This is a genomic window from Gordonia sp. NPDC058843 (assembly GCF_042743165.1).
In the GTDB taxonomy this organism is placed as follows: Bacteria; Actinomycetota; Actinomycetes; order Mycobacteriales; family Mycobacteriaceae; genus Gordonia.
On the sequence record NZ_JBHYNC010000072.1, the window covers coordinates 2071 to 12568 of the forward strand.

General features: G+C 64.8%; 12 protein-coding genes. 5 read left to right on the forward strand and 7 right to left on the reverse strand.

From position 1 onward, the window contains the following. Together ACFW3F_RS24905 and ACFW3F_RS24910 are read left to right on the forward strand one after the other, a co-directional pair. Window positions 1–1627: NACHT domain-containing protein (locus ACFW3F_RS24905; RefSeq protein WP_388062303.1), on the forward strand; the 1627-nt coding region annotated here is incomplete at its 5' end. Window positions 1628–1727: 100 nt separating this feature from the next. After that, window positions 1728–2552: a hypothetical protein gene (locus ACFW3F_RS24910; protein WP_388062305.1), complete on the forward strand. Its 825-nt coding sequence runs from the start codon at window positions 1728–1730 to the stop codon at window positions 2550–2552. 42 nt (window positions 2553–2594) lie between these two features. Here ACFW3F_RS24910 and ACFW3F_RS24915 read toward each other — a convergent pair whose 3' ends face one another. The 6 genes from ACFW3F_RS24915 to ACFW3F_RS24940 all read right to left on the reverse strand — a co-directional run bounded on the left by ACFW3F_RS24915 (window position 2595) and on the right by ACFW3F_RS24940 (window position 6668). Next, the gene (locus ACFW3F_RS24915; RefSeq protein WP_388062306.1) at window positions 2595–3233 is read right to left on the reverse strand and encodes a hypothetical protein; all 639 of its coding nucleotides are present in this window, start codon (window positions 3231–3233) and stop codon (window positions 2595–2597) included. A gap of 178 nt (window positions 3234–3411) precedes the next feature. Next, window positions 3412–4620, reverse strand: coding sequence for a hypothetical protein (locus ACFW3F_RS24920; RefSeq protein WP_388062308.1), 1209 nt, complete (start codon window positions 4618–4620; stop codon window positions 3412–3414). 174 nt (window positions 4621–4794) lie between these two features. Further along, the gene (locus ACFW3F_RS24925) at window positions 4795–5595 is read right to left on the reverse strand and encodes a zeta toxin family protein (protein WP_388062310.1); all 801 of its coding nucleotides are present in this window, start codon (window positions 5593–5595) and stop codon (window positions 4795–4797) included. Next, complete coding sequence (locus ACFW3F_RS24930; RefSeq protein WP_388062312.1) at window positions 5592–6029, reverse strand: winged helix-turn-helix domain-containing protein; 438 nt, start codon at window positions 6027–6029, stop codon at window positions 5592–5594. The genes ACFW3F_RS24925 and ACFW3F_RS24930 overlap by 4 nt, the downstream gene beginning before the upstream one ends. 160 nt (window positions 6030–6189) lie before the next feature. Next, entirely contained in the window at window positions 6190–6411 is a 222-nt protein-coding gene (locus ACFW3F_RS24935; protein WP_388062314.1) for a hypothetical protein, read from the reverse strand. Next, window positions 6408–6668 (reverse strand): hypothetical protein, encoded by a 261-nt coding sequence (locus ACFW3F_RS24940; protein ID WP_388062316.1) that lies wholly within the window; start codon window positions 6666–6668, stop codon window positions 6408–6410. The genes ACFW3F_RS24935 and ACFW3F_RS24940 overlap by 4 nt, the downstream gene beginning before the upstream one ends. A 258-nt stretch (window positions 6669–6926) precedes the next feature. Between ACFW3F_RS24940 and ACFW3F_RS24945 the strand changes: the two genes are divergently transcribed. The 3 genes from ACFW3F_RS24945 (at window position 6927) to ligD (ending at window position 9372) form a co-directional block, all read left to right on the forward strand. Then, window positions 6927–7868, forward strand: coding sequence for an endonuclease/exonuclease/phosphatase family protein (locus ACFW3F_RS24945; RefSeq protein WP_388062318.1), 942 nt, complete (start codon window positions 6927–6929; stop codon window positions 7866–7868). A gap of 114 nt (window positions 7869–7982) precedes the next feature. Then, the gene (locus tag ACFW3F_RS24950; RefSeq protein WP_044508856.1) at window positions 7983–8189 is read left to right on the forward strand and encodes a hypothetical protein; all 207 of its coding nucleotides are present in this window, start codon (window positions 7983–7985) and stop codon (window positions 8187–8189) included. Window positions 8190–8436: 247 nt separating this feature from the next. Continuing rightward, complete coding sequence (ligD, locus tag ACFW3F_RS24955; protein ID WP_388062320.1) at window positions 8437–9372, forward strand: non-homologous end-joining DNA ligase; 936 nt, start codon at window positions 8437–8439, stop codon at window positions 9370–9372. Between the two features lie 90 nt (window positions 9373–9462). On the opposite strand, the gene ACFW3F_RS24960 is transcribed toward ligD, so the two are convergent. Further along, window positions 9463–10074: a hypothetical protein gene (locus tag ACFW3F_RS24960; RefSeq protein WP_388062322.1), complete on the reverse strand. Its 612-nt coding sequence runs from the start codon at window positions 10072–10074 to the stop codon at window positions 9463–9465. Window positions 10075–10498 lie beyond the last annotated feature (424 nt).

Genomic DNA, 10498 nt, shown 5'->3' on the forward strand with positions numbered 1-10498 from the left:
ACGCCACCGCATCGTCGACGAAATACACAGCCTCCTTGAGTGGGCAGACACCGTTGACGCCGACCTGCTCATGATCATCACCACCCGGCGCACCGGCTACACCGAACAGATACTTCCCGAGCACTTCGACCAGATCGACCTGGCGGACTTCACCACCACCGAGGCCATCGCCTACGCCCAACACATCACCGAACGGCGCCTGCATGACGATGTCGCACACCGCACACACGTGCTCGCCCGCTTCGATGAAGCCGCCGCCAATCCCGCCATCGAGCGACTACTCAAAACACCACTACAAGTGTTGATCCTCACCATCATCCTCGGCGGATCTGGTGCACTCCCCACAACCCGATACCAGCTGTTCTGGACCTACTTCGAGACCGTGTTCAAACGCGAGGCGAACAAGGACACCACCAATAGATCGTTTTTCCGCGACCGGAAAGCGGCGATCATCGAGCTACACCAAATCGTCGGAGCGATCCTTCAAACACGCTGCGAGACTACCGAAGAGGTCGTTGCCAAGATGCCCCGCAGCGAACTCTCACAGATTGCTTCCCAGTACATGCGCGACGCCGGCCACGACGACGCCGAAGCGGCAACCTTCGCAGCAAAGATCTTCGCCATCGCCACACAGCGGCTAGTCCTGCTCACCGCCGACGAACACGACACCGTCTCCTTCGACGTACGCAGCCTGCAAGAGCTCATGGCCGGGTGCCGCATCATCGACGGCAACGACACCGAGATCCGGACCAACCTCGAAGTCACCGGACTGAGCCCACATTGGCGCAACACATGGCTCTTCGCGGCAGGAAAACTCGCCCTCGACAGCCACCATCGCCGAGAACTGCTCATCAACATTGTCGAGCACTGCGACGACACCCCCGACTGGCCCGCCTGGCTATGCCCCGCCGGACCCGACCTCGCCGCCTACCTTCTCGACGACGGCTTGCTCGCCGACCGACCCAACGACCAAACCCGCATCATCGATGTAGCGCTACGCAGCCTCGACGGCCCCATCCCGCGAGAACCCCAAACACTCGCCAGCGCGTTGGAGGCCACCGCCGCAAGACGCCTCCTCGACAGCCAACGCATCCGAAACGCGATCGCCAAAGCGCAAACGTCCCCCGGGGAACGCCAAGGAATCGCCCGACTCCTCATGCACTATGGCCAGTACGGACTCAGCCGAATTCCCGGAAGCTACACCACCGCGGACCTGCAACGCGCTGCCGACATCTGGCAGTTCCAAATACCACGAGCCGAGCACACGGACCGGGTCTCGGTCGCCGACCTCATCCACCCAGCACTTGACGAACTCCGCACAACAGTCGCACCACAAGACGCAGCCCTGGTCGACGAAGCGATGACCGACCTAGCGTCACTCTTGCTGGCCCGCACACCCAGCGGAGACCTCTGGCCAATAACCGCCACCCACGCCGGAGACGCGCCACTCCTCGACGCCGCCCTGACAAACCCAGGTGCCGCAGAACTGCTGGAAACATGCCTCGGCACGCTGACACCGCAGAACTGGACAGCCCCAGCGATGGTCGCACGCCTCATCGGCACAACCAGAGCACGCCGCCCCGTCAGCCACAAACTCATCATCAGCCTCCCCGCTCTTCCCACCTAAGGTTTGGAGCATGCGGGGGTCCATGCGATCAACGTCCCGGCCCAGGAACGTCAGAAACTTCCTGCTCCGACGTGCTTAAGGACTCGTATCATCACCCAGCGTGAGTGATGTCGACCGCGCAAACTACATCCATCTGGCTGAGATGGCGTACACCCGCCGTGTCCGGTTGCAGAGCATCACCGTGCAGCCGGGCTCCGAAATGGCGGCGGACAACGCCTATCTCGACCCCGTTGAGCGCACTTTCGAGGAGTACATGTGGCAGTTCCTCGGTAGCGCAATCGACCACCTCCGGTTGATCGGCGAAGCCGGCAGTAGCCAGCCCACGACTAACCCGTTCGCGTTCGCGACCCTAGCTCGTACAGCCATAACGACGACTGCGACCGCACTGTGGTTCCTCGATAGCAACCAGGCGACGCGCCGCGTCCGGATTCTCGAAATCATCGCCAAGGACTACGCCTCATACGAGGGCTACCGTCGAACCGTCGAACCAGGGTTCACGTCGCCGGAGGAAGTAAAGGAGTTCGGCGACGAGACACAGGAGCTCAATAGACGGGCGTCATGGCTTCTGGCTGAGTACAAGTCGGCGACCGGAAAAACTCCCACGAAGCTCAAGAGCATCGGCGCCGACGTCACCGACACCATGATGGTCAGAGCCGCCGGCAGCTCTCTGGACCCCGCACTATTCACTAACGGTCTGGGGCCAGATGCCGGACTGTTCTCGATGTGGCAGCACCTCAGCGGTTATGCGCACGGCCGCCCCTGGGCATACCAAGGAGTTAAGACCACAACTGGGCCTGTCGACGGCAACGGCCAGGCGCCACAGACCATTTCAGGAGATCCGACGACGATCATCTCCGCAGCAGCAGCCGTCCTGACGCTGATGGACACCACGTTCGACACAGCAGACAGGCTCAGTGACGTCTGATGGCGACCTGCCGCCATCAGATCGTTGAGGGGCGTCCGTCTACTAACGGGAGCGGCGAGGAAGCGATGAGATGGCGATAGGTTCGGCTGCGTCCCATTGTGCTGTCGGTGTAGTCAGATTAATGCCGGCGTAGAACTCGATTCGCGAGATCGACACGTCATCGGCGAACTGTGTGCTGGTAGCCGTGAACGGCAACAGACCTTCGGCGCGGCGATCCACCTTGCTATCGCCCAACGCTGTGGACAGTGACGCCGCTGAGCTTCCCTCTATCCGCTTCCCAGACAACGTGATCAGCCTCCACTTGGTGGGCGCCACGCTCAATGAACCTGACTCCACCTCCACCACCACCGGAAAGACAATGGTGCGTGACTCCAACGATTGCTGATCAATCAGTTCAGGGGAGTCGATCACCCTGATACGGGCGGTGGCGCCTTCTGTCCTGACGGTCTGATCCGCTCCAATTTCACTGCCCGTCTGCGCCGTCGACGAGGTCGGCAGCTGCGGCGATCGCTCCGAGTTGTCTGCCGCGGCTGGGGACGGCAAGCTCGTCACGGCACTGCCAGCCGATGAAGCGTCGGACGGGGCTTCGTTCTCGGCACTTCCACATCCGGTCATCAAGCTGATCACGACCGCGCCGCCGGCCACAGTCACACCTAGTCGCCGCATCGAACTCAACACCATCGGTAATCCCCCGTTCACTATCAGATATCGGATGCACAGATCTTGCCAGCCGTGTAGGACAGCCCGGACTGTCCACGCGATCCGCGTGTCGAATTCTGGGGGGCCCGCCCCGGGGCGGGATAGCCGAAACCATCCCGCCCATCGCGGGGGCGCTACCCAATTGGTAGATGCCAGGGGCCTAGCTCGCAGCTGTCCGGGGTCCGCGGCGGGCTTCGACCTGCGCCTTGCGGCGGTTCAGGCGCCGGCGGATGCTCTCCCCGAGTTCGGTGGGCTGACCGCACAGGGTCGCGGCCGAGGCCCAGGTGCACCCACCGTCGGCATGCACCTCGATGATGGCGATCTCGATCTCGGAGAAGTGGCTCAGAACGTCCCGGAGCCAAGGGTCGGTGTAGGTCTCGGCGAGCTTCGTATCCGGGGCCGGGGTGATATCCAGGAGGCTGCGCCCATCGGCGGTCACCCGCGCGTCGAAGGGCCGCACGAGCCGGCCACCGATCTGGGTCTCGTCACTCGGACGCCACAGGTTGTGGTTGGCCTTGCTGCGCGCCCGCAGATGCTTGATCAGCGTGTCGTCGTCCATCGGCGTCGTATCCCAGCCCGACTCGAGCAGCGCGGCGATGACCGCCTCGAGCATCGTCGCGGGCAGCCGCGCGAACTCCAACCACTCCCGGGCGAATGCCTTCACCGCCTCGGTGTCACCGTTCAGGACCGCGTTACGGGCACCGCGCGCTGCCCACAGCGCGAGCCGCGCGAGACGGTGACCGACCCCGGCCAGGGTGTGCCAGTCCCGGAACAAGGAAACGATGCTCTCCTGCAACCCAGCCAGCACGCCGCCACCGAGGAGCCCCGCCGACAAGTCCGGCATCACCAGATGACCGCTGACCATCTCCGACACCGACCGCGCGACCGCGGCGACCTGGGCCTGGTGAGGCAACCCGATCTTGGGCAGCAACGAATTGATCTTCATCGCGCCGACAGCGTGCACCTGCGGAGAGACGTTGTTGAACAGCTTCTGCACGTCCACCTGCGGCACCACTACATTCGGCAACATCTTCGGCATCGGCGGGAGGAGCTTGGGCACCACGACATCCGGGAACACCTTCGGCACCACCAAATCCGGCAGCAGCTTCGGGGTCTCGGGCATCGCGTGCCGGCGGATCGTTCGCAGGACGTCGTCGTAGGCCGGGCTCGCCATGACCTGGCGAAGGAGGCCACGGGTCGCGGCATCCAATCCCGGCGTGATCGGACGTCGCGACGCAGCCCGGTAATCAGGGCGGGTCGTCTGCGGATCGGGCCCGTGTGCCGCTTCGGTCTCGGCAGTACCCTGGCCGGGGTTCTTCTGGTCCGGGTCCTCAGTGCCGTCGTCGCCGGGTTCGATGTGGTCGGTCATCTCGCGGGTTCTCCTTCGTGTTTCGAGGGAGGTCGCTCCGGTTTGTGTCGACCTCCTACCTCTTAGGTGGGAGAACCGACGATTTCGACCAACACTCGCATGTGTTCTACATCACATTTCCGCGACTCTGTATTCCCCGGCCCCGCCGTCGAGGTCGGTGGACGCAGCCGTCGGTCACGCCGACCACACCTCCAGCTCTGCTGTGAGGTCGTAGGCGGCGGCATCACGGACAAGCGCCACGGCGTTGGTGCGGCACACGCTGATCCCGTCGGGCCCGTAGTAGCTGGCGATGACGTCGGGCGGGGTGAACCGCCCACCGAGCACGTCGCCTCCGTCGCTGCGCACCTGCCACCACCGATCCAGGGCCCGTTCCTGCGCAACAGCTTCGGGCACCTCAACCAGAATCACCCGCACGCGTGTGTAGCCGGCGTCCTGGAGCTCGGTGAGCAATGTCGCTCCATGCTCGGACCACGCCAGGGTGCCCTCGATGATGATCGGCTCGCCGCTCGTGAGGACGTGACGGCGCACCGCATCGGAGATCTGGGTCGACTCGACATGCACCAGCGCCGCCAGCTCGCGCGGCGCTACGGGCTTGCCGTCAGCGAGCCGTTTTCCCAGCAGGTCCGCATAGAGATTCCTGGCGACCGCGTGCTCGAGCAGGGCGTCTTTGATCTCGTCGGCGTCCACGCGACGGTACTGCGATGCCTCGGCTCCCAGGATCGCGTTGACCGCCGTCGACTTGCCCGCGCCCGGAACGCCAGCGGTGATCACCGCCTCACGCACGCCCCCGCCAGGTGCCAGCTCGTCGGCGAGGTAGTCAGTGATGATGTCCTTGCGCACCCGGGCGCGTGATGGATCGTCCGCAAACTGCTGATACGTGGCGCGGGGGCTCTTGGTACCCGCGGGGCCGTCATTGGCGGTCAGAGCAGCAAGTTCGGCGGCTACCGCGTTGCGCAGCTCATCGACCGTACTCACTCAGCGTCAGGTGCAGCCTCGTGCTGCTGGTCGCGGCGAGCGGTGAACAGCTCGGAGTACTGATCGAAGGTGAGTCGATCACGCTGGAAAGCGAACTCGATGTCGTCCCAGCTACCCCGCACATAGGCATCGGTGGCGACGCCATTGACCTCAGGGACTTCCCCATCGGTGTAGTCGAGTTCCTTGAGCGCCTGCATCATCTGCTCATCGTTGATAACGCCGGCATCGCGCTCAGTGATGATGTCCAACGCGGTGCGCGGGATCTCCCGCAACGCCCCGGCGTTCTGCCGCTTGACTGCCGCCAACAAGCGACTGATGTGCGGTTGCGACACCTCCAAAGAGTCCGCGATGAGTTTCTGGTTCAACCCAGCCATGGCCGCCTCAACGATCTTCTGCCGCTCACGAAAGTCAGCCACTCGCTTCTGAGCCCCCACCCTCCGCAGCTCCTCATCAATGGGGTCCTTCGGACGCACGCGCCTGGTCTTCGTAGTAGACATCGTGTTCCTCTCTCGTGCACTTCACGGCGGCATATGCCTTCTGCATATACAGTTAGTATACTCTCATGTATACCCGCAGGGGTGACCGATTGGGTGACTACTGAGCTTCGTTGCTCGCCCCGCCGAGGACGTCGACGCTGGCGCCGGTCTCGCTGGCGTAGGCGTGGGCTTCGGCCTGTTCGGCGTCGGTGAATGCGCGGATCTGTGCCGGCCGCCCCTGGGGGCGCACGATCAGAGTGAGGTCAGCCAGGTCGGCGCGGGAGCGTTTGGGTGCGCGGCGGTCACTGGTCCCGCCAGCGGATTCGATGTTCTCGGTCATGGCTCATCCTTCGTCGTCGACTGTTCTGCGGGGCGGATCGCGCCGGCGGCGACCGTCAACGGGATCGAGGCGTGCGACTGCTCGTTGGCGCTGGACACCCGCACCGAGACCACCGCAACCCACCGCCCGTCGCTGGCCTGGAGCCAGGCATGCTGCCAACCCTGCATGCGTTGCTCGAGGCGCGCGCCGGCGGTCCGGACGCGCAGCGGCACCGTATTGGCCGGGGTGAACCCGCCGGCCACACCAGTCGCGGTCATGTCGATCCACACCGGCCGCGGCGGATCGAACACCCGTAGCGTCCTCCGATCAGACCACTCCTCGAACATCCATTCGAGTCTAGGCGGTACGATCTACAGCCAGGGCGTGGGCGCCCGGTCAGGGACGCGGACGGGAAGCCGCCGACCGATCCGGACGTCCACGCCCCTCTTCCATGACGGTTGGCCGTGGGTGAACGTCCAGCAAACCCCGGTTTGTCGGGCGCGCGGACACCTCGAACCGGCGGCACCCTGGCCGGTATGCGAATCGCGACTTGGAACGTGGAAAATCTGTTCTCGCCCGGCACCGACGGTGGCCCTGAGTCGGCGATGGAGTTCGAGGCCAAAGCCGACGCCCTGGCCGCCGTCATCGAGCGGATGGACCCCGACATCCTCGCCCTCCAGGAGGTCGGTGACCGCCGGGCCCTCGACCGGGTCCTCGAGCGCGCCGGCGGTAGCTGGCACGTTGAACTGGCCACCCCTGACCGCCGCGGGATCGGCGTGGCGATCGCTGCCCGCACCCCGCTGTCACAGATGCGTGAGGTCACCGACTTCCCCACCGGTATTGACCCCATTCAGGTCGATGACACCGACACCCGCATCCACCAACTCGGCCGCGCCGGACTGCACGCCGTCGTCGACACCGACCTCGGCGCGGTGCACGTACTGACCTGCCACCTCAAATCGAAGCTGCTCACCTTCCCCGGCGGACGCTTCACCCCCCGCGACGAACACGAACGCACACGCTTCGCCGCCTATGCCCTGTTCCGGCGCACCGCAGAATCAGCCGCCATCCGCGACGCCGCTACCGCCATCCTCGACGACGGTGATGACACCACCCGCCTGGTCGTACTCGGCGACCTCAACGACACCGTCGACGCCCAAACCACCCAGATCCTGTCCGGCCCACCCGGCTCCGAGATCGGCACCACCGGCTACGACAAACCCGATGCCGGCGACCGCCAACGACTCTGGAACCTCGCCCCCCGCATCCCTGCCGCACAACGATTCTCGCGTATCTACCGCGGCCGCGGCGAACTCATCGACCACATCCTCGTCTCCCACAACCTCGTCGACCACATCGCCGACGGCGCGGTCACCACCGACGCCGCCGGCACCACCAACTCCATCGACGACGACCCAAACCGCCGGCGCAGCAACGACGCCTCCGACCACCGACCCGTACTCGCCACCACAACCTGACACCGCGCGGCCAGGGGCCGCACGATCAAGGGCCGCACGGTCTAGGCTGCGGGCGCGGCCCCTCATCCTGGGGCCGCAGTGTTCCGGATTGTCGAGGCTCGAAGGAGATAGGTCATGGCTGGAATCGCGGACAAGTTCGACAAGGCATACGAGGACAAGTCGCTGGCCGAGCTGGCCGATGCACCGGTGGCGGCATTGCAAGGTGTCAGCGATGGCGACGCCGAAAAGCTCCAGGCCGCGTTCAACATCAAGACGGTGCGTGACCTGGGTACCAACAAGTTCTTCCTGTGGGCTCAGGCGGTCGCCAAACTCGCCGAATAGGCCAAGCCGCGCCGGTGGAATACCGCGGGTGGGGTCACCGTTGAGGAGCGTGACGGTGGCGGGCTCATTGCCCCGGGCCTCACCCCTTTCGCCGCTGCGAGCGGCCGTTCGCCGAGAGGCGCACTGACCGGCACCGTCCACCAAACGCACTGAGGCCGTCCACCCCCACAGCAAACCGGGGGTGGGCGGCCTCCGTCGTCGACGCAACAACCTCGGGGAGGCGGCCAGGATGGCTGGGATGGCACCGATGCTCGCCACGCCAGGCGCACCCCCGGCGGGTCCAGGATGGTCGTGGGAAGCCAAATGGGACGGGCAACGCGGTATCGCGCGCGTCGCCGACGGCGAGGTCGTGGTCCTCAGCCGCAACCACAGTTCCATCACCTCGACCTACCCCGAGATCGTCGCGGCCCTGCGCACGGCGGTCGGCGGGCGTGACGTCGTTGTCGACGGCGAGATCGTGGCCCTCGACGCCGCCAGGCGGCCGTCGTTCGCGCGGCTACAACGCCGCATGCACACCCCCCGGCCCCGCCGACCCCTGCTGGCTGAAGTGCCGGCGGCGTTCTACCTGTTCGATCTCCTCGAGGCTGACGGCCACGACACCGCCCCGCTGCCCTACCTCGAGCGGCGGCAGCTGCTGGACGAGATCGTCACCAGCACCGGCGCGGTGCAGGTCACCCCGTACTGGCCGGGCGCGGACCCCGAGTCGATGGTCGCGATGGCCGCCGAGTTCGGTCTGGAAGGTGTGGTCGCCAAACGCAGCTCCTCGATCTACCGGCGGGGCCTGCGCTCCCCGTCGTGGATCAAGGTGCCGCTACGGGCCAGTGCGGAGGTGATCGTGTGCGGGTGGACCGGCAGCCCGACCGCGGTGCGCTCGCTGCTCCTGGGCGCCCTGAGCCCCTCGGGCGAGCTGGTCTACCTCGGAGACGTCGGCACCGGCTTCACCCAGCAACACCGCCGCGAGGCCGCAGCCATCCTCGCTGAGATCACGGCCGCCGACCATCCGTTCACCGCCGGCGATCCTCCGTCCACGCAGGACGCCCGGTTGCGTTGGGTGGCACCGGCGTTGGTGGGCACCATCGAATACCGCGAGTTCCACCGTCGCCTGCGTCATCCCTCGTGGAAAGGCTTTCGCACCGACAAAAACCCCAGCGAAGTCATCTGGCCGGAACTCGACACGAGGTGATGGCCCCCAATATAGATGCTGTGAGATCAGACGAACCGCGTTCAGGAACCGGGCTGTCCCCTGCCTCTGCAACTGCCGGGCCTCGACTCGCTACGTCATGCTGGTGACCAGAATGGCGACCGCCCACACCAAGAAGGTTAGCGCGGCGGCGCTTCGGACCCAGAGCCGTTTGCGCACCGTTCGGATCACTTGACGCTGCTGTCGATGAGTGGTCCCCGCACCGAAAATGAGGTCGAGTGTTCCTCGCATCGATACTGCAAAGTGGTCGCTGGCTCGTCGTCCGATTGTTAACGAGTACCTCAGCGGAGGGTGGTCCTCCATTGCTCCTGGGACAACGATCTTTTGAAGGCCCGCAGTGAGCACAGCGGTCACCGCCGCCGCTATCACGAACCCGAGGAAACCTGCCTGCTCAAGGTTGGCGATCGGGGTGAGTACGGCGCCGATTGCTCTGGGTACTGCGGGAATGAACTCGAACAGCGCGGCGATCGCCAAGATGATCACGGCACACCACATTGTCCATTTGACTGAGTTCTTAGTGCTCCTCAAAGCGTGTTCGCGAGCAGCTTTGAGTTCGTTGCCGTCGAGGCGATTTTCCGTAAGCAGTGCCATGAGATCTCGCGCACCGGCCGATAGGTCGGTGTGTTGGGCGCGGATGACATCAATCACCGCGCAGATGGATGTGAAGACCAGAGCCCGCAGCACGCAACCCTCGTCTTCGGAGAGATCTCGGTTGATCAGAGCAACACGGTACCCACTCGTTAGGGCGTGTAACGACTCCTCCGACAACATCTTTCGAATGTAGACGCCGCATGATCATCTAAGGGAGCGAATCGCCTCGACCGAGGAGTAAAGCCTGGCCCGAGTCGCCAGAGAGCGACACGGCCCATCGCCAGCGGCAGGGTCCGAGTCACGCGCTCTTAACACTCGGCGGTTCCTACTTGACTCCGGAGAACACGTATTGCAGCAACGCGAGCAATGCGTCGCTGTCCTGAATGGCTTGCCACAGAATGCTATCCACCATGGTTCATCGTTTCCTCTCGTGTCGCCAGGGGGAGAACTACCAGATCTGCTGTACCCACAGCGGCATGCCGCCCACACTCTTGGTGCGGTCGACGTACACCGCGAG

Bases quoted from the DNA above. Each gene is read 5' to 3' on its own strand.
- ACFW3F_RS24915 (WP_388062306.1), bottom strand. From the start codon at position 3,233: ATGGTGTTGAGTTCGATGCGGCGACTAGGTGTGACTGTGGCCGGCGGC.
- ACFW3F_RS24920 (WP_388062308.1), bottom strand. From the start codon at position 4,620: ATGACCGACCACATCGAACCCGGCGACGACGGCACTGAGGACCCGGAC.
- ACFW3F_RS24935 (WP_388062314.1), bottom strand. From the start codon at position 6,411: ATGACCGAGAACATCGAATCCGCTGGCGGGACCAGTGACCGCCGCGCA.
- ACFW3F_RS24940 (WP_388062316.1), bottom strand. From the start codon at position 6,668: ATGACCGCGACTGGTGTGGCCGGCGGGTTCACCCCGGCCAATACGGTG.
- ACFW3F_RS24945 (WP_388062318.1), top strand. From the start codon at position 6,927: ATGCGAATCGCGACTTGGAACGTGGAAAATCTGTTCTCGCCCGGCACC.
- ACFW3F_RS24950 (WP_044508856.1), top strand. From the start codon at position 7,983: ATGGCTGGAATCGCGGACAAGTTCGACAAGGCATACGAGGACAAGTCG.
- ligD (WP_388062320.1), top strand. From the start codon at position 8,437: ATGCTCGCCACGCCAGGCGCACCCCCGGCGGGTCCAGGATGGTCGTGG.